At 64.4% G+C, this 19,391-nt stretch carries 21 protein-coding genes and 1 tRNA gene; 18 read left to right on the top strand and 4 right to left on the bottom strand.

Going from position 1 to position 19,391, the window contains the following annotated elements; genetic code table 11:
* The first annotated feature begins 568 nt into the window (after positions 1 to 568).
* From gdhA to tatC, 9 genes are all read left to right on the top strand, one after another.
* Positions 569 to 1,912, top strand: a complete 1,344-nt coding sequence (gdhA, locus tag C6570_RS17655) for an NADP-specific glutamate dehydrogenase (protein WP_106704384.1) — start codon at positions 569 to 571, stop codon at positions 1,910 to 1,912.
* Between the two features lie 153 nt (positions 1,913 to 2,065).
* Positions 2,066 to 2,455: a phosphoribosyl-AMP cyclohydrolase gene (hisI, locus tag C6570_RS17650; RefSeq protein WP_106704383.1), complete on the top strand. Its 390-nt coding sequence runs from the start codon at positions 2,066 to 2,068 to the stop codon at positions 2,453 to 2,455.
* Between the two features lie 5 nt (positions 2,456 to 2,460).
* Positions 2,461 to 2,829 carry a phosphoribosyl-ATP diphosphatase gene (locus C6570_RS17645; RefSeq protein WP_106704793.1) on the top strand — a complete coding sequence of 123 codons (369 nt, stop codon included), beginning with the start codon at positions 2,461 to 2,463 and terminating at the stop codon, positions 2,827 to 2,829.
* A 35-nt stretch (positions 2,830 to 2,864) separates the two neighbouring features.
* The gene (locus tag C6570_RS17640) at positions 2,865 to 3,272 is read left to right on the top strand and encodes a DUF4870 family protein (RefSeq protein WP_106704382.1); all 408 of its coding nucleotides are present in this window, start codon (positions 2,865 to 2,867) and stop codon (positions 3,270 to 3,272) included.
* Positions 3,265 to 4,323 carry a patatin-like phospholipase family protein gene (locus C6570_RS17635; protein ID WP_106704381.1) on the top strand — a complete coding sequence of 353 codons (1,059 nt, stop codon included), beginning with the start codon at positions 3,265 to 3,267 and terminating at the stop codon, positions 4,321 to 4,323. The genes C6570_RS17640 and C6570_RS17635 overlap by 8 nt, the downstream gene beginning before the upstream one ends.
* The gene (locus tag C6570_RS17630; RefSeq protein ID WP_106704380.1) at positions 4,320 to 4,712 is read left to right on the top strand and encodes a histidine triad nucleotide-binding protein; all 393 of its coding nucleotides are present in this window, start codon (positions 4,320 to 4,322) and stop codon (positions 4,710 to 4,712) included. The genes C6570_RS17635 and C6570_RS17630 overlap by 4 nt, the downstream gene beginning before the upstream one ends.
* 95 nt (positions 4,713 to 4,807) lie before the next feature.
* On the top strand, positions 4,808 to 5,041 hold the full coding sequence (tatA, locus tag C6570_RS17625; RefSeq protein WP_106704379.1) for a Sec-independent protein translocase subunit TatA: 234 nt from the start codon (positions 4,808 to 4,810) through the stop codon (positions 5,039 to 5,041).
* 73 nt (positions 5,042 to 5,114) lie between these two features.
* The gene (gene tatB, locus C6570_RS17620) at positions 5,115 to 5,609 is read left to right on the top strand and encodes a Sec-independent protein translocase protein TatB (protein ID WP_106704378.1); all 495 of its coding nucleotides are present in this window, start codon (positions 5,115 to 5,117) and stop codon (positions 5,607 to 5,609) included.
* A gap of 94 nt (positions 5,610 to 5,703) precedes the next feature.
* Entirely contained in the window at positions 5,704 to 6,513 is an 810-nt protein-coding gene (gene tatC, locus C6570_RS17615; protein ID WP_106704377.1) for a twin-arginine translocase subunit TatC, read from the top strand.
* Positions 6,514 to 6,902: 389 nt separating this feature from the next.
* On the opposite strand, the gene C6570_RS17610 is transcribed toward tatC, so the two are convergent.
* Both C6570_RS17610 and C6570_RS17605 read right to left on the bottom strand, forming a co-directional pair.
* Positions 6,903 to 8,054 (bottom strand): Do family serine endopeptidase, encoded by a 1,152-nt coding sequence (locus tag C6570_RS17610; protein ID WP_106704376.1) that lies wholly within the window; start codon positions 8,052 to 8,054, stop codon positions 6,903 to 6,905.
* Positions 8,055 to 8,145: 91 nt separating this feature from the next.
* Entirely contained in the window at positions 8,146 to 8,934 is a 789-nt protein-coding gene (locus tag C6570_RS17605) for a hypothetical protein (RefSeq protein WP_106704375.1), read from the bottom strand.
* 291 nt (positions 8,935 to 9,225) lie between these two features.
* On the opposite strand from C6570_RS17605, the gene C6570_RS17600 reads away from it, so the two are divergent.
* Together C6570_RS17600 and pdxA are read left to right on the top strand one after the other, a co-directional pair.
* The gene (locus C6570_RS17600; protein WP_106704374.1) at positions 9,226 to 9,987 is read left to right on the top strand and encodes a Nif3-like dinuclear metal center hexameric protein; all 762 of its coding nucleotides are present in this window, start codon (positions 9,226 to 9,228) and stop codon (positions 9,985 to 9,987) included.
* 6 nt (positions 9,988 to 9,993) lie between these two features.
* On the top strand, positions 9,994 to 11,049 hold the full coding sequence (pdxA, locus tag C6570_RS17595; RefSeq protein WP_106704373.1) for a 4-hydroxythreonine-4-phosphate dehydrogenase PdxA: 1,056 nt from the start codon (positions 9,994 to 9,996) through the stop codon (positions 11,047 to 11,049).
* 69 nt (positions 11,050 to 11,118) lie between these two features.
* Here pdxA and mscL read toward each other — a convergent pair whose 3' ends face one another.
* Complete coding sequence (mscL, locus tag C6570_RS17590) at positions 11,119 to 11,532, bottom strand: large conductance mechanosensitive channel protein MscL (RefSeq protein ID WP_106704372.1); 414 nt, start codon at positions 11,530 to 11,532, stop codon at positions 11,119 to 11,121.
* 158 nt (positions 11,533 to 11,690) lie between these two features.
* On the opposite strand from mscL, the gene petA reads away from it, so the two are divergent.
* From petA to C6570_RS17560, 6 genes are all read left to right on the top strand, one after another.
* The gene (gene petA, locus C6570_RS17585; protein ID WP_106704371.1) at positions 11,691 to 12,317 is read left to right on the top strand and encodes a ubiquinol-cytochrome c reductase iron-sulfur subunit; all 627 of its coding nucleotides are present in this window, start codon (positions 11,691 to 11,693) and stop codon (positions 12,315 to 12,317) included.
* Positions 12,318 to 12,326: 9 nt separating this feature from the next.
* Entirely contained in the window at positions 12,327 to 13,772 is a 1,446-nt protein-coding gene (locus tag C6570_RS17580) for a cytochrome b (protein WP_106704370.1), read from the top strand.
* A gap of 20 nt (positions 13,773 to 13,792) precedes the next feature.
* Positions 13,793 to 14,560: a cytochrome c1 gene (locus C6570_RS17575; protein WP_106704369.1), complete on the top strand. Its 768-nt coding sequence runs from the start codon at positions 13,793 to 13,795 to the stop codon at positions 14,558 to 14,560.
* A 100-nt stretch (positions 14,561 to 14,660) separates the two neighbouring features.
* Positions 14,661 to 15,272 (top strand): glutathione S-transferase N-terminal domain-containing protein, encoded by a 612-nt coding sequence (locus C6570_RS17570; RefSeq protein ID WP_106704368.1) that lies wholly within the window; start codon positions 14,661 to 14,663, stop codon positions 15,270 to 15,272.
* Between the two features lie 20 nt (positions 15,273 to 15,292).
* Entirely contained in the window at positions 15,293 to 15,802 is a 510-nt protein-coding gene (locus C6570_RS17565) for a ClpXP protease specificity-enhancing factor (RefSeq protein ID WP_425437903.1), read from the top strand.
* Between the two features lie 48 nt (positions 15,803 to 15,850).
* A tRNA-Thr gene (locus C6570_RS17560) sits at positions 15,851 to 15,926 on the top strand.
* Positions 15,927 to 15,957: 31 nt separating this feature from the next.
* Here C6570_RS17560 and C6570_RS17555 read toward each other — a convergent pair.
* Positions 15,958 to 16,269, bottom strand: coding sequence for a DciA family protein (locus tag C6570_RS17555; protein ID WP_106704792.1), 312 nt, complete (start codon positions 16,267 to 16,269; stop codon positions 15,958 to 15,960).
* 204 nt (positions 16,270 to 16,473) lie between these two features.
* On the opposite strand from C6570_RS17555, the gene secA reads away from it, so the two are divergent.
* Positions 16,474 to 19,266: a preprotein translocase subunit SecA gene (secA, locus tag C6570_RS17550; RefSeq protein ID WP_106704366.1), complete on the top strand. Its 2,793-nt coding sequence runs from the start codon at positions 16,474 to 16,476 to the stop codon at positions 19,264 to 19,266.
* The last annotated feature ends 125 nt before the right edge of the window (positions 19,267 to 19,391 follow it).

Genomic DNA, 19,391 nt, shown 5'->3' with positions numbered 1-19,391 from the left:
GGCTGCCGCGCGGGCGGCGGCAGACCGGCCCGCTAGAGGCGGGCAGCGATTCGACCAGTGCGCCAATGCGCGGGCTTTCGGTCGTTGCGGGCAACTGTGGCGCTCGCGCAGCGTGGTTTCCTCCGTTAGACCGCGATCGCGGCGTCGGTTCGTGGCCAGCGGCAGCGGTGCTGACTGGCGGCGTTGCTGAAGTCCCACCCGAGGTTCGCTGACGATCGGCGCGAACCAAACAGGTGCGCTTGGCGCTCAACTCTGGTGCACTGGCGTTTGACTGGGCAACGTCACGTTGGTCGCGCACGCCCAACGCCTGGGTGACAATCCAGATGCTATTAATAGGGTAGCTGCCGGCGCAATGGGTACGGGCGCTGGAAGGCTTTTTTCTCTGAATAATCGCCATGCCTCTGCCCGATCACCACCCTTGCAGCGGCCAAATTCCAGCGCCCAGCGCGGCGCCGGGCATACCCCCACCCAGAAAGCGGCGACGTGCGCCAGCCTGGCGGGGCACCAACTGCGTGCATCATTAGGGGTTTTTCGGCCCGCCGGGCCGGCACACCTCAGGAGCCTGATCTTGTCCGCCCAACGTCTCGAAGACTTCATGCAGCAGGTTGCCCTGCGCGACCCTGGCCAGCCCGAATTCCTGCAGGCCGTGCAGGAAGTGATGGCCAGCCTGTGGCCGTTTCTGGCGCAGAACCCGCGCTACCGCGACTTTGGCTTGCTGGAGCGTCTGGTCGAGCCGGATCGCGTGATCCAGTTTCGCGTGGCGTGGGTGGACGACAAGGGCCAGACGCAGGTCAACCGCGCCTTCCGCGTGCAGCACAGCATGGCCATCGGCCCATACAAGGGCGGCATGCGCTTTCACCCCAGCGTGAACCTGTCGATCCTGAAGTTCCTGGCATTCGAGCAAAGCTTCAAGAACGCGCTGACCACGCTGCCCATGGGCGGCGGCAAGGGCGGCAGCGACTTTGACCCCAAGGGCAAGAGCGACGGTGAGGTGATGCGCTTTTGCCAGGCATTGATCAACGAGCTTTACCGCCACCTGGGCGCCGACACCGACGTGCCGGCGGGCGACATCGGCGTGGGCGCGCGCGAGGTGGGCTTCATGGCCGGCATGATGAAAAAGCTCAGCAACAACGCGGGCAGCGTGTTCACCGGCAAGGGCCTGGCCTACGGCGGCAGCCTGATGCGGCCCGAAGCCACCGGCTACGGCACGGTGTACTTCGCGCAAGAGATGCTGCACCGCGCCAAGGATGGGTTCGAGGGCAAGCGCGTGTCGATCTCTGGCTCGGGCAACGTCGCGCAGTACGCGGCCGTGAAGGCGCTGGAGCTGGGCGCCAAGGTGGTCACGCTGTCCGATTCGGGTGGCACGCTGGTGTGCGAAGCGGGGCTGACCGATGGCCAGCTGGCCGAGCTGATGGACTGGAAGAACGTGCAGCGCGGCCGCCTGGCCGATTTTGCGGCGCGCCACGGCATGGCTTTTGAAAGCGGCAAACGCCCCTGGCACGTGCCGGCGGACATCGCGCTCCCGTGCGCCACGCAGAATGAGCTGGACGAAGCCGACGCCAAGGCGCTGATCGCCAACGGCGTGCGCTGCGTGGCCGAGGGCGCCAACATGCCCAGCACGCTGGAGGCGGCGGACGCCTTCATCCACGCGGGCGTGCTGTACGCGCCGGGCAAGGCCAGCAACGCGGGCGGCGTGGCCACGTCGGGCCTGGAGATGAGCCAGAACGCCATGCGCCTGTCTTGGACGCACGCCGAAGTGGACGAACGCCTGCATTCCATCATGAAGGACATCCATCACAACTGCGTGCGCCACGGCGAGCGCAAGGATGGCTCGGTCAACTACGTGGAAGGCGCCAACGTGGCGGGCTTCGTCAAGCTGGCCGACGCGATGCTGGCGCAGGGCGTGCTGTAAGGCGCGCTCGGGCTTATTCAAGCCAGATCGGCCTCTGGCGCCCGAGCGACAAGCGCTGGTAGCTATGAAATCAGTAGTAAGCCGCGCTGCCTGAACCCTGGCCCGTCGGGCGATGCCCCGCCGCCGCGCGACCAAATCACCGACAATCCGGCCATGAACTGGCTGGATCAAGTGAAATGGGACGCGCAGGGCCTGGTGCCCGTGATCGCGCAAGAGCAGGGCACGGGCGACGTGCTGATGTTCGCCTGGATGAACCGCGAGGCGCTGGCCCAGACGGCCGAGCTGGGCCGCGCGGTGTACTACAGCCGCTCGCGCGGCAAGCTGTGGCCCAAGGGCGAAGAATCGGGCCACGTGCAGCAGGTGCATGAGATCCGCATCGACTGCGACAACGACGTCGTGCTGCTCAAAGTCACCCAGCTGGGGCACGATCCCGGCATCGCCTGCCACACCGGCCGCCACAGCTGCTTTTTCAGCGTGCTGAAAGATGGCCAGTGGCAAGCCGTGGAGCCGGTCTTGAAAGACCCCACCACCATCTACAAATGAAGGCCATGCCCGAGCAAGACACCCTGGCGCGCTTGACCGCCGTCATCGAAAGCCGCCAACCCGCCGCCGGCGGCGACCCAGACAAAAGCTACGTCGCCCGCCTGCTGCACAAGGGGCCGGACGCTTTCTTGAAGAAGATTGGCGAAGAGGCGACCGAAGTCGTCATGGCCGCCAAGGACGCCGATCACGGCGCGCCGCGCGAGAAGATCGTCGCCGAGATGGCCGACCTGTGGTTTCACTGCATGGTGGCGCTGGCGCACTATGGCTTGTCGGCCGACGACGTGGTGGCGGAACTGGGCCGGCGCGAAGGACTCTCAGGCATTGAAGAAAAAGCGCTGCGCAAGGTGCGCGAGCGCGAAGCCAGCGGCGGTTGAACCCGCCCCCACCCGGTTTGCAAAGGAGTGACCGCATGAGCCGCAACGACATCATCGACGTGGAAGCCCGCAGCGCCGACGAGGCCCAGGCACGCAGCGATTCGCTCAAGACCTGGGGCTGGGTGAGCTACATCCTGCACCTGATCGTGGCGGTGGCCGCGGTGATTCCGGGCGCGCAGGTCAGCATTGCGCTGCTCATCATCGCGCTGGTGATGGACCTGGTGAAAAAAGACGACGCCGTCGGCACCTGGCAGGAAAGCCACTTCAAATGGCGCATCAGCTCGGTGATCTGGGCGGGCGTGCTGTACGTGGTGACCTTCCCCTTGTTCCTGCTGCTGTACCTGCCGGGCGCCATCGCCTGGGCGCTGATCTCGATCTGGTTCCTTTACCGCATCGTCAAGGGCATGGTGCGCATGAACGCCAACCAGCCGGTTCATGGCTGAGTCCGCGGCGCCGCGCAGCGCCACCTCCAAATCGGCCAACCTGGCCTTGCAAGGTGGCGGGTCGCACGGCGCCTTCACCTGGGGCGTGTTGGACGCGCTGCTGGAAGACGGGCGCGTTGAATTCGAAGGCGCCAGCGGCACCAGCGCCGGCGCCATGAACGCCGTGGTGCTGGCCCACGCGCTGGCGCGCGCGCACGCCGACGGCCTTCGCGGGCCTGACCAGCGCGCAGCCGCACGCAGCGCGCTGGCGCGCTTCTGGGACGGCGTGGGGCTGATGGGCACCTTCATGGCCGGCGTGCCCCTGCCAGCCGCGCAGGCCTTTGGCGCGTGGTTTGGCCAATGGTTTTCGCCCTACCAGACCAACCCGCTGGGCCTGAACCCCCTGCGCACTTTGCTGCAGCGCGAGGTGGACTTTGAGCTGCTGGCGCACCAGCGCCAGATGAAGGTGTTCGTCACCGCCACCAACATCCGCACCGGGCGCGGCGAGGTGTTCAGCGGCAAGCAGCTTTCTTGTTCTGCGGTGATGGCCTCGGCCTGCCTGCCCACGCTGTTCCAGGCGGTGGAGATCGATGGCGAGCACTATTGGGACGGCGGCTATTCCGGCAACCCGGCCATCTACCCGCTGATCTACGAGACCGACTGCGCCGACATGATCCTGGTGCAGATCAACCCGATCGAATCCGGCTTCAAGCCAGGCGCCAGCGCCACCGAGATTGCCGAGCGCGTGAACGAGATCACCTTCAATGCCCCGCTGCTGGCCGAGATGCGCGCGATCGATTTCGTTGCACGCCTGCTGGCCGAAGGCAAGCTGGACGACGCCCGCTACAAAAACGTGCTGCTGCACCGGGTGGACGGCGGCGCGGCGCTGGCCGAGTTTGGCGCCACCAGCAAGGCGCGCGCCGACGCGGCTTTTCTGCGCCGCCTGTTCGATTTGGGCCGCGCCGCGGGCGTGTCGTGGCTGGCCGAACACTTTCAGGATCTGGGTGTGCGTTCGAGTGTCGAAAAAGTTCGCCATACTCACGCGCAAGTCAAACCCGCCTCTGCCTCATGAACGCCACCGCAACCGCTTCCGATCACGCCCACCCGCACGACCCGAACTGCATTTTCTGCAAGATCGTGGCGGGCCAGATTCCGTCCAAGAAGGTCTACGAAGACGAGGACATCGTCGCCTTTCACGACATCAGCCCCTGGGCGCCCGTGCACTTCCTGATGGTGCCTAAGGCGCATATCCCTTCGATGGCCCAGGTCGGCCCGGAGCACGAGCGCCTGCTGGGGCGCATCATGACCCTGGCGCCTAAGCTGGCGGCCGAGCAGGGCTGCAACCCTTATCCCGACGGAGGCTTTCGCATCGTCGTGAACACGGGCAGCGAAGGCGGGCAGGAGGTGCATCACCTGCACGTGCATGTGATGGGCGGCCCGCGGCCGTGGCTGAAAGGCTGAGCGAAGGCGGGGCGCAGCGGCGCCGACACGCTGGCGACGCCCCTGCCGTCTAAAATCGTACGTAATGCGCCCGCTGTGGCGCCAGGAGAAACATCATGGGTTCGTTTTCCATTTGGCATTGGCTGATCGTCCTGCTCATCGTGGTGATGATTTTTGGCACCAAAAAGCTCAAGAACATGGGTTCTGACCTGGGCGGCGCCGTCAAGGGTTTCAAGGACGGCATGAAAGACGGCGCGGCCGAGGCCGACAAGCCCGTGGCTGGCCAGGTCGCCAACAGCGCCACGGCATCCAAGGAAACCATCGACGTTCAGGCCAAGGAAAAGAGCTGAGCGTGGCGCCTGCGCGGCCGCTGCAGTTTTTTCGTGACATGCCTTTGCCCGACACGGCCAATGCGTCTGCACCATGATTGACCTTGGCATTTCCAAGATGGCCTTGATCGGCGCGGTGGCGCTGATCGTGATCGGCCCTGAAAAGCTGCCGCGCGTGGCCCGCACGGTGGGCACCTTGCTGGGCAAGGCGCAGCGCTACGTGTCTGACGTCAAGGCAGAGGTCAACCGGGCGATGGACCTGGACGAGCTCAAGAAAATGAAGGAAACGGTGGAAGAGGCCGGCCGCGAGGTCGAAAAAGGCATCTACACCACCAAGGCCGACTTCGAAAAAGACTGGAACGACGTCACCACCGGCCTGGACGGCAGCACCTCCGCAGCCGACCACGCCGCCAGCGGCTCCGCAGCCTGGTCGCCGCCCCCACCCGAGTACCGCCGCCCCGACAAGAACTGGCGCCTGAAGCGAGGCGCCACGCCGCAGTGGTACAAGGCGCGCCAGGGCGTGCGCCGCCAAGTGCAGTCGGGCGCCGCGCGGGTGGCGCGCTACCGCCCGCGCAGGCCCGGCGCTTGAGCCGGTCGCATCCGGCGCGCCGGCCTTTCGCACGTGCCACGCAGCGCCTAACGGGCCACAGGCGCAGCCCCGCTGGGCGACAATCGCACTTCCCATGACCGATCCCAACTCCAAGCCCGAACCCGAAGACGAACTGGCCGGCACCGAGCAGCCCTTCGTCGCGCACCTGATGGAGCTGCGTGATCGGCTGATCAAGGCGCTGATTGCCGTGGCCGTGGTGGCCGGGGTGCTGGCGGTGTACCCGGGCCCGGGCCAGCTGTACGACCTGCTGGCCGCGCCCCTGGTGGCGCACCTGCCCGCCGGGGCCACGATGATCGCCACGTCGGTCATATCGCCCTTCATGGTGCCGCTGAAGATTTTGATGCTGGCCGCCTTTCTGATCGCGCTGCCGGTGGTGCTGTACCAGGTGTGGGCGTTCGTGGCGCCGGGGCTGTATTCGCATGAAAAGCGGATGGTCCTGCCGCTGGTTATTTCCAGCACGCTGCTGTTCTTCTCTGGCGTGGCGTTCTGCTACTTCCTCGTGTTTGGCAAGGTGTTTGCCTTCATCCAGAGTTTCGCGCCCAAGAGCATCACCGCCGCGCCGGATATCGAGGCGTACCTGGGCTTCGTCATGACCATGTTCCTGGCGTTTGGCCTCGCGTTCGAGGTGCCAATTGCCGTGGTCGTGCTGGCACGCATCGGCGTGGTGACCATCGATCAGCTCAAGAGCTTTCGCGGCTACTTCATCGTGCTGGCCTTCGTCGTCGCTGCCGTGGTCACGCCGCCGGACGTGGTGTCGCAACTGGCGCTGGCCATTCCGATGTGCCTGCTGTACGAGGTGGGCATCTGGGCGGCCAAGATTTTCATCAAACACACCAAGGCGCCTGACGACGAGGCCGAATCCACCGAAGTGGCCAAGCCCTGAGCGCCGCTTGGGGCGGCGCACGATTCATGGTGTTTTCTGCCTCTAGCGCTGGTTGGGCCTGCGCCTGCAGCTATCTAAAACAGAGCAATTGGATGGCTTTGCGCATCCCATGATCGGTTTCGGTTGGGCGCTGATCGCTGGTTGTGCCGCCCGCACCTGAGACTGGTAGCGCTGCGTCGCGGCTCATCCTGAGAAGGTTGCAACAGCGCCGCTGGCGTGGCGCCGAGCGACGGTCTGCGCTACCCCAGCCGCGATGGCCCGAAGTAAACTTTGACACGCAGCCGCCGAGCCAGGTTGGACAGCTGGATTCGCCTCTGGCGCCCGCCAGCAGAGCGCTGGCAGCTTCCGAAAAGATAGCAAAAACTATGTGCCGTGACGCCGGCAGCACTTCAGCGCTGGGGCATGCGCTGCGGGCGGGGCCGCTGCGCCGGCACCACCTGCAGCTCCACCTGCTCGCCGCGGCGCTGCACTTCAAACGGCGCGGCCTGGCCAGGGGTGAGGGCGGCGATGCGCGTCAAAAGCTCTGACACCGTGCGCACCGGCTGGCCCTGCACCTGCGTGATCACGTCGCCGGGGCGGATGCCCGCCGAGGCGGCCGGCCCGGTGTTCAGCACGCCGGTCACGATGACGCCCTGCGCGCGGCTGATGCCGAAGGTCTGCGCCAGCTCGGGCGTGAGCTCATTGGGCTCCACGCCGATCCAGCCGCGCACCACCTGGCCGTCCTTGACGATGCTTTCCAGCACCTGTTTGGCCGTGCTGACCGGAATCGCAAAGCCGATGCCCATGCTGCCGCCCGAGCGCGAATAGATGGCCGTGTTGATGCCCATCAGGTTGCCGCTGATGTCGGTCAGCGCGCCGCCTGAGTTGCCCGGGTTGATGGCCGCGTCGGTCTGGATGAAGTTCTCGAACGTGTTGATGCCCAGCTGGTTGCGCCCCAGCGCGCTGACGATGCCGCTGGTCACCGTCTGGCCCACGCCGAACGGGTTGCCGATGGCCAGCACCTGGTCGCCCACCTGCAGGGCATCGGAATTGCCCAGCGACATCACCGGCAGCTTGTCCAGGTTGATCTTGAGCACGGCCAGATCGCTTTCCGGGTCGGTGCCAATCACCTTGGCGGTGGTGCGGCGGGCGTCCTGCAGCACTACCTCGATGGCGTCGGCGCCTTCCACCACGTGGTTGTTGGTCAGCACGTAGCCTTCGGGGCTCATGATCACGCCCGAACCCAGGCCCGATTGCTGCTGCTCGGCCTGGTCACCGAAGAAGAAGCGGAACCACGGGTCGTTGTTGCGCGGCGCGCGGGCGGTGGTGCTGGTGTTGATACTGACCACCGCGGGCGCGGCCTTGCGCACGGCCCCGCTCAGGCTGCCGGGTGCGCTGGTGCCAGGGGCGACGCTGGGCGCCTCAACGATGGACACCGTGCCCGTGGTGCCGGGCATCGCCACACCGCGGCCCAGCCATTGCGGCTTGAGCGTGGCGACCACGAAATACGCCGCCAGCAGCACGGTGACCACTTGCGCGAAAAGAAGCCAGAGTCGTCTCATGGGGCGAATTGTGCTGCATCCACGAAAAAGCCAGCCCGTGGGCTGGCTTGCGGCGGGGCGCCCGAAAGCGCCCGGTGAAGGCCGTCAGGCTTCAGCGGAAGCCGGTGCTGTTGATCAGCTGCTCGTCCGCCAGAATCACGCCCTTGGCGTCGACCGACATGCGGCGCACCAGCATGCCCGTGCCATGCTGCACCCACTCGTGCGTGACCGAGCCATCGCCGGGATAGCGCGAGAACTTGCAGGTCAGCAGATTGCCGGCCGGCACACCCATCACTTCTTGCCCCACGTAGGTGTGGCGAGTGCTGCTGTTGAGGATGGTGATGGGCTCTTGCGTGACGTCGTTCAGCGCAACCAGCTGCTTGCCGTTGATCGGCGAGTCGTAGCTCTGGCCTGGGGCCAGCGGGGTGTAGTCCTGGTTCAGCGCCGCAGGGTCGTAGGTGTTCATCACGCGCCGATCGGGCACCCTGTCGACGATGTTGTCCCATTTTTCAGCGATGACGTCGCTGAAATAGCTGCGGCTGCCGCCGGTGTTCCACAGGAAGTACTCCTCCTGGTTGTCGTAGAGCATCGCGCCGTACATCGTGGCGGGCGCGTTGAAGGTGGAGCGGCCGGCGGCGCGGTTGCGAACAACCTGCTGGCCGTTGAGCTCGACCGGCTCGTTGATCACCAGCACCTCGTTGCGAACGGCGGCAGAGCCGTCGGCGTATTTCACCTGGTAGTTGCTGGTGGCCGTGGCCAGTTTGGCGGGCGGCGCGCATTCCGAAGACAGGGGCACCGGGGGCGGCGGCGCATCGTCGTTGCCGCCGCCGCAGGCGACGAGGGTGGCAGCGCACAGCGCGGTCAGGGACAGCTTGGAAAGGCTGCTGATGGAGATGCTCATGAATTTCTTCTCTGGTGATGGTGAAAAAGTTGGCGCATTCGGCGCAGTCGCACGCACGGACCGCATAGATCCGATGGCGCGCCCCCCTGGCTGCCGACCGCAGCGAAGCTGCTCGCGTGGCAACCATAGCGCCGTCGGCAACGTTTGTCACGACTGTTCACAGATTGGTTGTATGGAGCGGACACTTTGCCCGCACTCCAACGCGGCGTGGCGCTTGGGTAAGAATCGGCCTTTTGCGCCGCTGGCCGCCGAGCCCGTGCGCGCCATCCTTTGCACGGGGAACGCCTTCTCATGACGACGCAGCGCGCGGACCTGCTGGCCGCTTTCAATGCCGAGATGCAGCCCGGCCGCTTCAAGGACTATGGGCCGAACGGCCTGCAGGTAGAGGGGCGCGCCGAAATCCGCAAACTGGTCAGCGGCGTGACCGCCAGCCGCGCCCTGATTGACGCCGCCATCGCGGCCGGCGCGGATGCCATCTTCGTGCACCACGGCCTGTTCTGGCGCGGGCAGGATGGCACTGTGACGGGTTGGATGAAAGAGCGCCTCAAGCGCCTGCTGGCGCACGACATCAACCTGTTCGCCTACCACCTGCCGCTGGACGCACACCCCACGCTGGGCAACAACGCGCAACTCGGCCAGCGCCTGGGGCTGCAAACCCTGGGGCATTTCGGCGACCAGGACCTGGGCTTCATCGGCCACCGCGCTGACGGCGGCGTGTTTGCCGACGCCGATGTGCTGGCGTGGCAGATCGAGCACGTATTGAATCGGCCCGTGGTGCACGTGGGACAAGCGCGAGAAGCTATCGAAAAAGTAGCGTGGTGCACCGGTGGCGCCCAGGGCTTCTTTGAGGCGGCCATCGCCGCCGGCGCGCAGGCCTACATCACCGGCGAGATTTCCGAGCCGCAGGCCCACCTGGCACGCGAATGCGGCGTGGCCTACTTCGCCTGCGGCCACCACGCCACCGAGCGGTACGGCGCGCCCGCCATGGCCGCGCACGTGGCGGCGCAGCTGGGCATCGCGCACGAGTTCATTGAGATCGACAACCCGGCCTGAAGCCCTATGCCATCCCACGCACCCTTGCCGCTGGCCATCACGCTGGGCGATCCGGCCGGTATCGGGCCGGAAATCATCGCCAAGGCCTTTCGCGATCAACCCGAGGCGCTGCGCGGCTGCTTTGTGGCCGGCGACGTGGCCAGCGTGCGGCGCGGCGCGCAGTGCGTTCAGCCGCCCGATGTGCAAGTCGGCCTGCCCGTGGCCGAAATCGACGCGCCCGCCGGGGCGTTGACGGCGCCGCCGGGGTGTATTCCGGTGCTGCAGGTGGTGCCCGCGCAGGCGCTGGTGCCGTTGGGTCAGGTCAGCGCACAGGCCGGGCGCATCGCGGGCGACTGCGTCACGTGGGCCGCGCGGGCCGCGTTGCGCGGCGAGGTGGCGGCCATCGTCACGGCGCCCTTGCACAAGGAGGCGCTGGCCGCTGCCGGCGCGCCTTACGACCAATATCCGGGCCACACCGAATTGCTGCAGGCCGAAGCCGCCGCGCACCTGGGCCGCGCGGTGGCCGATGTGCCGGTGCGCATGATGCTGGCGAACGACGAGCTGCGCACCGTGCTGGCCAGCATCCACATGTCTTTGCGCGACGCCATTGAAAGTGTGACGGCGCGCAACATCCTTCAAACGCTGCGAATCGGCCACCAAAGTGTTGGTGCGGCGCTACGAAAGGCGCCGCGCATCGCCGTGGCGGGCCTCAACCCCCATGCGGGTGAGGGCGGGCTGTTTGGGCGCGAGGAGATCGAGCACATCGCTCCCGCTATCGCCCAGGCGCGCGCCGAAGGCATCGACGCGCACGGCCCCTTTGCGCCCGACACGGTCTTCATGCGTGCGCGCCACACGCCGCAGCGCGCGGGCGAGTTTGACGTGGTGGTGGCGATGTACCACGACCAGGGCCTGATCCCGGTGAAGTACCTGGGTGTGGAGCAGGGCGTGAACGTCACGCTGGGCCTGCCCTTCGTGCGCACCAGCCCGGATCACGGCACCGCGTTTGACATCGCCGGCCGCGGCATCGCGAGCGCCGACAGTCTGCTGTCGGCCGTGCGCATGGCGCGGGCACTTTCGCAATGAAAAACGCCCGCAGCGCAAATGCGGCGGGCGCAAGCAGCTACGATAAACGTAGCAATCAGACGGGCTGAATCAGCGCTTCAGGCTGTCGCGAATCTCGCGCAGCAGCGTCACTTCTTCTGGCGGGGCTTCGGGCGCTTTGGCCGGCTCTTCCTTCTTCAGGCGGTTGAGCTGCTTGACCAGCATGAAGATGATGAAGGCCAGCAGGACGAAGTTCACCAGGATGGTGATGAAATTGCCATAGGCGAACACGGCGCCGCCCTTTTTGGCCGCTTCCAGCGACAAGCCCGCGGCCTGGCCAGCCAACGGGATGTAGTAACTGGAGAAATCCAGCCCGCCGATCAGCTTGCTGACCAACGGCATGATCAGGTCGCCGACGATGGAATCGACAATCTTGCCGAACGCCCCGCCGATGATCACGCCCACCGCCAAGTCAATGGCATTGCCCTTGACCGCGAACTCTCGAAACTCTTGCATCATGCCCATAGGTACCTCCCGCTTCGGGTAGTTAAGTTGATAACGGCCGCCAGTATTGCCACGGCTTGATCCCTGTCAACCGCCTGCTGCGTGCGTCGGCGCGGCTGTTTCGCTCCGCTACAATCCGCGGTTGATTCGAGTACAAGAAACACCCGCAGAGGACAGCCATGAGCGACGCAACGTCCAGCACCTTCACTCCCGCGCCCCTAGACAGCAGTAAGCGTACCTGGTTGATTGCCTCGGGTTGCGCCGGTGCCGCCGGTGCCGTGGGCCTGGCCACCCCCTTCGTCAGCAGCTTCAGCCCCTCTGAGCGAGCCAAGGCCGCCGGTGCCGCCGTCGAGGTGGACATCGCCGCCCTCAAGCCGGGCGAAAAGATGACGGTGGAATGGCGTGGCAAGCCTGTGTGGATCCTGCGCCGCACGCCCGAGATGATGGCGTCGCTCAAGAAGACCGACTCGGAAGTGGCCGACCCCAATTCCGACCGCAAGGCCTTCCCTATTCCCGAATACGCCAAGAACGAAGCGCGTTCGCGCGCCGACCACCCCGAAGTGCTGGTGGTCGTGGGCATCTGCACGCACCTGGGCTGCTCGCCCGTGGACAAGTTCCAGACCGGTGCGCAGCCTTCGCTGCCTGACAACTGGGAGGGCGGCTTCTTCTGCCCCTGCCACGGGTCCACGTTCGACCTGGCGGGTCGCGTGTTCAAGAACAAGCCGGCACCCGACAACCTGGAAGTGCCCCCCTACATGTACCTGGCAGACACCAAGCTGCTGGTCGGTGAGGACAAGAAGGCGTAAGAGGCGGACATGGCTGAATTCAAGGAAATCTCCCCCAACGCGCCGGTGGGCGCCAAGCTCACCAACTGGTTCGAAAACCGTTTCCCGACGGCGTTTGCGGAGTACCGCAAACATATGTCGGAGTACTACGCGCCGAAGAACTTCAACTTCTGGTACTTCTTCGGCTCGCTGGCCATGCTGGTGCTGGTGTTGCAGATCGTCACCGGCATTTTCCTGGTGATGCACTACAAGCCGGACGCCGCCAAGGCGTTCGAGTCGGTCGAGTACATCATGCGCGACGTGCCGGGCGGCTGGTTCATCCGCTACATGCACTCCACGGGTGCATCGGCTTTCTTCGTCGTGGTCTACCTGCACATGTTCCGCGGCCTGATGTACGGCAGCTACCGCAAGCCGCGCGAGTTGGTCTGGATCTTCGGCTGCGCGATCTTTCTGTGTCTGATGGCCGAGGCCTTCATGGGCTACCTGCTGCCCTGGGGCCAGATGTCCTACTGGGGCGCGCAGGTGATCGTCAACCTGTTCTCTGCCATTCCATTCATCGGACCTGATCTGGCGCTGCTGATCCGTGGCGACTACGTCGTGGGCGACGCCACGCTGAACCGCTTCTTCAGCTTCCACGTGATCGCCGTGCCGCTGGTGCTGATCGGCTTGGTGGTGGCTCACTTGCTGGCGCTGCACGACGTGGGCTCCAACAACCCGGACGGCATCGAAATCAAGAAGGGCCCGAAAGGCAACCGCTGGTCGCCCGATGCGCCCGCCGACGGCGTGCCCTTTCATCCCTACTACACCGTGCACGACATCATGGGCGTGGGCGTGTTCTTGATGATCTTCTTCGCGGTGGTGTTCTTCGCGCCGGAGATGGGCGGCTACTTTCTCGAATACAACAACTTCATCCCGGCTGACCCGCTGGTGACGCCGTCGCACATCGCACCGGTGTGGTACTTCACGCCCTTCTATTCAATGCTGCGTGCCACCACGGACACCATGGTCAACGTGCTGTGCGTCATCATCGCCGGTGCCGTCGTCTTCGGCTTCCTGAAGTGCAAATGCTCGATGCTGCTGAAGGCGGGTGCCGCCGTGGCGGCGCTCGTGGCCATCGTGCTGCTCAAAACCTTCGACGCCAAGTTCTGGGGCGTGGTGGTGATGGGCGGCGCGGTCATCATCCTGTTCTTCCTGCCCTGGCTGGATCACAGCCCAGTGCGCTCGCTGCGCTATCGCCCGCAGTGGCACAAGGTGCTGTACGGCATCTTCGTCGTGTGGTTCATCATCCTGATGATTCTGGGCATCATGGTGCCGGGCCCGATCTTCGGCCATCCCTCTCTGGCGTGGCTGACCAATGAACTGGTCGCCATGGCCGGCACGCTGTTCTACTTTGGTTTCTTCTTGCTGATGCCGTGGTGGAGCCAACTGGGCCAGCCCAAGCCGGTGCCGGACCGCGTGACTTTCCACCCGCACTGAAGACCAAGAGAAGACCCACTATGAAAATCTGGAAAAAAATGGTCTTGGGTGCCGCGCTCTGTGTGGGTGCGGTGATGGGCTCCTACGCTGCCACGGGTGGCATTGCATGGGACAAGGCGCCGGTTAAAACCAATGACCTGAGTTCGCTGCAAAACGGCGCGAAGCTGTTCGTCAACTACTGTCTGAACTGCCATTCCGCTGCGTTCATGCGGTTTAACCGCCTGCAGGACTTGGGATTGACTGAGCAGCAGATCAAAGACAACCTGCTGTTCACCACCGACAAGGTGGGCGAGACCATGCGCTCGGCCATCGATCCGCTGCAGGCCAAGGCTTGGTTTGGCGCCAACCCGCCTGACCTGACCTTGATCGCCCGCTCGCGCGCAGGCGCTGGCGGTACCGGTGCGGATTACATCTACACCCTGCTGCGCAGCTATTACCGCGATCCGGCCAAGCCGACGGGTTGGAACAACCTGGCTTTCCCCAACATCGGCATGCCCAACCCGCTGTGGCAGCTGCAGGGTACGCGCAAGCCCATCTTCGATACGATTGAAGAACATGGCCATGAGGTGCACGCCTTCACGGGCCGCTGGGATCAGCTCACGCCAGGCACCATGACCCCGCTGCAGTTTGACCAAGCCGTGGGTGATCTGGTCAACTACCTGCAGTGGATGGGCGAGCCGGCGCAGAACAAACGCGTCATGATCGGTGTGTGGGTCATGATGTTCCTTCTGGTGTTCACGCTCATTGCGTGGCGTTTGAATGCTGCTTACTGGAAGGACGTCAAGTAACTTGACGTTCAACGCTCGGCCGATGGCCGGATGAATGCGGAGTGGGGGTGCGCTGCTTGAGGTGCACCGCCCACTCCGTTGGTTTTAAGGAGTCTCCAACATGATGGTGCTGTATTCAGGAACGACGTGCCCGTTTTCGCATCGGTGCCGCTTTGTGCTGTTCGAAAAAGGCATGGATTTCGAGATCCGCGACGTGGATCTCTACAACAAGCCCGAAGACATCGCCGTGATGAACCCCTATGGCCAGGTGCCGATCCTGGTCGAGCGGGATTTGATCCTGTATGAATCGAACATCATCAACGAGTACATCGACGAGCGCTTTCCGCACCCGCAGCTGATGCCGGGTGACCCGGTCGACCGCGCCCGCGTGCGCCTGTTCCTGCTCAACTTCGAAAAAGAGCTGTTCACGCACGTCAGCACGCTGGAAAACCGCGCCAGCAAGTCGAACGAGAAGGCGCTGGAAAAAGCGCGCGGCAACATCCGTGACCGCCTGACCCAAATGGCGCCGGTGTTCCTCAAGAACAAATTCATCCTGGGCGACAACTTCTCGATGCTGGACGTCGCCTTGGCGCCCTTGCTCTGGCGCTTGGACTACTACGGCATTGACTTGTCGCGCAACGCCGCACCGTTGCTCAAATATGCTGAACGCATCTTCTCGCGCCCCGCCTACATCGAGGCGCTGACGCCCTCTGAAAAGGTGATGCGCAAGTAAGCGCGGCCAGGCCCGGCATGATGAACGCGCTCGAATCTGCGTCGACCCGCCCGTACTTGATCCGGGCGCTGTACGAATGGTGTTCGGACAACGGCTTCACGCCGTACATTGCCGTGCGGGCCGATGAGACTGTGCAGGTGCCCAGGGAGTACGTTCAGAACGGCGAAATCGTCCTGAACGTGAGCCCCGACGCTACCAGTTCGTTGGCGATTGGCAACGAATTCATCGAGTTCAAGGCGCGATTCGGCGGGGTGCCGCGTGAAATCATGGTGCCCGTGGATCGCGTGCTCGCCATCTACGCGCGCGAGAATGGCCAGGGCATGGCGTTTCCGGTGGCGGCGCCAGAGGGCACGCAGAATGCGCCCGTCGACGATGGGCAAGCGCCCGGTGCAGTGGGGGCTGCGGCGCCGACACCCGGTGCGCGCTCGGGCATCCAATTGGTCCAGATTCCGGACGGTGGCGATGACGACGGAGTCGATCCTCCGCCCCCCGCCAGCCGCAAGAAACCCGCGCTCAAGCGCATCAAGTGAACGCGACGCGCGCTTTATTGCCGTTTCGCCGTTTAGAATCCCCCCGTCGCCGGTTTAGCTCAGTTGGTAGAGCACCCGCCTTGTAAGCGGTAGGTCGTCAGTTCGAATCCGACAACCGGCACCATCTCTCTGGCCTGTCTTTCGCGCCGAACCCCTCAGTGGGGTGACTGCATCACCTTGATGCGAATGGCTTGGACGGGCTCTCCACCTTCCTGCAATGCCTTGATCATCCGGGGCATCAATTGCCGCAATTTGGCGGCCGCTGCTGCGTGCGGCACCAAAACGCACCACGAATCCGGCTCTGGTACGCCGGGTTGAACGAGTTTGCGCAGAGGCGCGGGGATGATCGGCCGCACGAGCGCCATGCGCGCAGACGATTGGCGCGCCAACTGGCTCAGGCGCGCCAGCGTTGGAGATTCATCAACGGCCTGCTGAACAGGGATTGCGCTGTGTCGGGTGATGTTCACGAATGCCTTTGGTTGCTGCATTCATTATCCGCGGCGAGGTTGTCGCGAGAGGTAAAATGCCCGGTTAACTTGGGTTCCGTCAGGGGGCGGGGCAGGCTTGCAGCCGAGCTTCGCGCCCCCATCTGGTTCCCCAGACCTTTGATTAACTTCGAACCACGTCATTGCCTGAGCGCTATTGTGCGAAGGCAAGCCTGACGCGCCCGCATGGCCACAAATCTTCTCACCAAGTTCTTCGGTAGTCGCAACGACCGCTTGCTGAAGCAATACCGCAAAACGACGGCCCGCATCAACGCGATGGAGCCGGACTTTGAAAAACTGAGCGATGAGGCGCTGACGGCCAAAACCCAGGAATTCCGCGATCGCCTCGCCAAGGGTGAGGAACTCGATCAGCTGCTGCCCGAAGCCTTTGCTACCGTGCGCGAGGCTTCCAAGCGCGTCATGAAGATGCGCCACTTCGACGTGCAGCTGATGGGCGGCATGGCCTTGCACGAAGGCAAGATCGCTGAAATGCGTACTGGCGAGGGCAAGACGCTGACCGCCACGCTGCCGGTGTACCTAAATGCCCTGGCCGGCAACGGTGTCCACGTCGTCACGGTCAACGACTATCTGGCCAACCGCGACGCGCAGTGGATGGCGCGGCTGTACAACTTCCTCGGCTTGTCAGTAGGGGTCAACCTGCCGCAGATGGCGCGCGAGGACAAGCAGACCGCGTACGCCTCGGACATCACCTACGGCACGAACAACGAGTTCGGCTTCGATTACCTGCGCGACAACATGGTCTATGAGACGCAGGACCGTGTGCAGCGCAAGCTCAACTACGCCATCGTCGACGAGGTGGACTCCATCCTGATCGATGAGGCGCGCACGCCGCTGATCATCAGCGGGCAGGCCGAAGACCATACGGCGCTGTACGTCGCCATGAATCAGGTTGTGCCGCTGCTTACTCGCCAAGAGGGCGAGGCCGATCCGCGCACGGGCATCGGCATCACCAAGCCCGGCGACTTCACCGTCGACGAAAAAGCGCACCAGATCTACCTGACGGAACAAGGGCACGAGACCGCTGAGCGCATCCTGGCCGAGCGCGGCTTGATCGCGCCTGGCGCCAGCCTGTACGACCCGGCCAACATCTCGCTCATGCACCATTTGTATGCAGCGCTGCGGGCGAACAACCTGTACCACCGCGACCAGCACTACGTGGTGCAGCAGGGCGAGCAAGGCCCTGAAATCGTGATCGTGGATGAGTTCACCGGCCGTCTGATGAGCGGCCGCCGCTGGAGCGAGGGCTTGCACCAGGCCGTCGAGGCCAAGGAAGGCGTGCCGATCCAGGCTGAGAACCAGACGCTGGCGTCCATCACCTTCCAGAACTATTTCCGCCTGTACAACAAGCTGTCCGGCATGACGGGCACGGCCGACACCGAGGCGTACGAGTTTCAGGAAATCTACGGCCTTGAGACCGTCGTTATCCCTCCCAACCGCGGCAGCAAGCGCGACGACCAGCTTGATCGCGTCTACAAAACCACCAAAGAAAAGTACGACGCCGCCATCGCTGATATCCGCGAGTGTTTCGTGCGTGGCCAGCCGGTGTTGGTGGGCACCACGTCCATCGAGAACTCCGAAATCATCGCCGAGCTGCTGCAGAAAGAAAAACTGCCGCACCAGGTGCTGAACGCCAAGCAGCATGCCCGCGAAGCCGACATCGTCGCGCAGGCGGGCAGCGCCAAGATGATCACCATCGCCACCAATATGGCGGGCCGCGGTACCGACATCGTGCTGGGCGGCAACATCGAGAAGGCCGTGCAGGCCGTCGAGGCAGACGAATCCCTGGACGAAGCCACAAAGCAAGCACGAATTGCCGATCTGCGCGCCAAGTGGCAGCAGGATCACGAGGCCATCAAGGCGCTGGGCGGGCTGCGGATCATCGCGACTGAGCGCCACGAAAGCCGCCGCATCGACAACCAGTTGCGTGGCCGTTCGGGTCGCCAGGGCGATCCGGGCTCTTCGCGCTTTTACCTGAGCTTGGACGACACGCTGATGCGCATCTTCGCGGGCGACCGCGTGCGTGCGATCATGGACCGCCTGAAGATGCCGGAGGGCGAGGCGATCGAGGCGGGCATCGTCACCCGCAGCATTGAGAGCGCGCAGCGCAAGGTGGAGGCGCGCAACTTCGACATCCGCAAACAGTTGCTGGAGTACGACGACGTTTCCAACGACCAGCGCAAGGTGATCTACCAGCAGCGCAACGACATTCTGGATGCGCAGGATCTTTCCGCCCAGATTGCCGGCCTGCGCGAAAGCAGCCTGACCGACCTCGTGCACCAGTACGTGCCCGCGCAGTCGGTGGAAGAGCAGTGGGACATCCCCGGCCTGGAAAAAGTGCTGGCCGAAGAGTGGCAGCTCACGCTGCCGCTGCAAAAAGAAGTGGAATCCTCGTCCGCCATCACCGACGAAGACATCCTGGAGAAGGTGCTCAAGGCCGCCAACGAAGCGTACGAGGCCCGCGTGCAAACCGTCGGCGCCGAGAACTTCCGTGGCTTCGAGCGTGCGGTGTTGCTGCAGAACATCGACACCCACTGGCGCGAACACCTGTCCGCCCTCGACTACCTGCGCCAGGGCATTCACCTGCGCGGCTACGCGCAAAAGCAGCCCAAGCAGGAGTACAAGCGCGAGGCGTTCGAGCTGTTTGGCCAGTTGCTCGACGTGATCAAGAACGACGTCACCCGCACGCTGATGACCGTGCGCATCCAGTCGCCCGAGCAGTTGGACCAAGCGGCCGACCTGATCGAGCAGCGGGGCGAGCAGCTGAGCAACGTGACCTACACCGCGCCCAATGAGGCAGGCCAGGCCGAAACGGTGCCCGTGGGCACCGCCGGTGCGGCCGCCGGTTTGGCAGGCGCGGCCGTCGCCGCTGGCGCAGACATCCCGCGCGTGGGCCGCAACGACCCCTGCCCCTGCGGCAGCGGCAAGAAGTACAAGCAGTGCCACGGCGCACTGAGCTGAGCGCCTGATGCTGCTCCGCGTCAACTGAAATCGCAACGGGCCAGATTTGGCCCGTTTGCCTTTTGGGCAGCGCGCCCCTGTTACCTGTCGATAATCGCGTTTCTCTTTCATTCCGCAAAGGATCA

This window comes from Ottowia oryzae, from assembly GCF_003008535.1.
GTDB classification, from domain to species: domain Bacteria; phylum Pseudomonadota; class Gammaproteobacteria; order Burkholderiales; family Burkholderiaceae_C; genus Ottowia; species Ottowia oryzae.
The sequence above is the reverse complement of the archived record's forward strand: the minus strand, read 5'-3'. Positions and strand labels throughout refer to the sequence as shown.

Excerpts from the sequence above, each read along its gene's own strand:
- hisI (WP_106704383.1), top strand. The coding sequence starts at position 2,066 with ATGAACTGGCTGGATCAAGTGAAATGGGACGCGCAGGGCCTGGTGCCC.
- C6570_RS17645 (WP_106704793.1), top strand. The coding sequence starts at position 2,461 with ATGCCCGAGCAAGACACCCTGGCGCGCTTGACCGCCGTCATCGAAAGC.
- C6570_RS17640 (WP_106704382.1), top strand. The coding sequence starts at position 2,865 with ATGAGCCGCAACGACATCATCGACGTGGAAGCCCGCAGCGCCGACGAG.
- C6570_RS17635 (WP_106704381.1), top strand. The coding sequence starts at position 3,265 with ATGGCTGAGTCCGCGGCGCCGCGCAGCGCCACCTCCAAATCGGCCAAC.
- C6570_RS17630 (WP_106704380.1), top strand. The coding sequence starts at position 4,320 with ATGAACGCCACCGCAACCGCTTCCGATCACGCCCACCCGCACGACCCG.
- tatA (WP_106704379.1), top strand. The coding sequence starts at position 4,808 with ATGGGTTCGTTTTCCATTTGGCATTGGCTGATCGTCCTGCTCATCGTG.
- tatB (WP_106704378.1), top strand. The coding sequence starts at position 5,115 with ATGATTGACCTTGGCATTTCCAAGATGGCCTTGATCGGCGCGGTGGCG.
- tatC (WP_106704377.1), top strand. The coding sequence starts at position 5,704 with ATGACCGATCCCAACTCCAAGCCCGAACCCGAAGACGAACTGGCCGGC.
- C6570_RS17610 (WP_106704376.1), bottom strand. The coding sequence starts at position 8,054 with ATGAGACGACTCTGGCTTCTTTTCGCGCAAGTGGTCACCGTGCTGCTG.
- C6570_RS17605 (WP_106704375.1), bottom strand. The coding sequence starts at position 8,934 with ATGAGCATCTCCATCAGCAGCCTTTCCAAGCTGTCCCTGACCGCGCTG.
- C6570_RS17600 (WP_106704374.1), top strand. The coding sequence starts at position 9,226 with ATGACGACGCAGCGCGCGGACCTGCTGGCCGCTTTCAATGCCGAGATG.
- pdxA (WP_106704373.1), top strand. The coding sequence starts at position 9,994 with ATGCCATCCCACGCACCCTTGCCGCTGGCCATCACGCTGGGCGATCCG.
- mscL (WP_106704372.1), bottom strand. The coding sequence starts at position 11,532 with ATGGGCATGATGCAAGAGTTTCGAGAGTTCGCGGTCAAGGGCAATGCC.
- petA (WP_106704371.1), top strand. The coding sequence starts at position 11,691 with ATGAGCGACGCAACGTCCAGCACCTTCACTCCCGCGCCCCTAGACAGC.
- C6570_RS17580 (WP_106704370.1), top strand. The coding sequence starts at position 12,327 with ATGGCTGAATTCAAGGAAATCTCCCCCAACGCGCCGGTGGGCGCCAAG.
- C6570_RS17575 (WP_106704369.1), top strand. The coding sequence starts at position 13,793 with ATGAAAATCTGGAAAAAAATGGTCTTGGGTGCCGCGCTCTGTGTGGGT.
- C6570_RS17570 (WP_106704368.1), top strand. The coding sequence starts at position 14,661 with ATGATGGTGCTGTATTCAGGAACGACGTGCCCGTTTTCGCATCGGTGC.
- C6570_RS17565 (WP_425437903.1), top strand. The coding sequence starts at position 15,293 with ATGAACGCGCTCGAATCTGCGTCGACCCGCCCGTACTTGATCCGGGCG.
- secA (WP_106704366.1), top strand. The coding sequence starts at position 16,474 with ATGGCCACAAATCTTCTCACCAAGTTCTTCGGTAGTCGCAACGACCGC.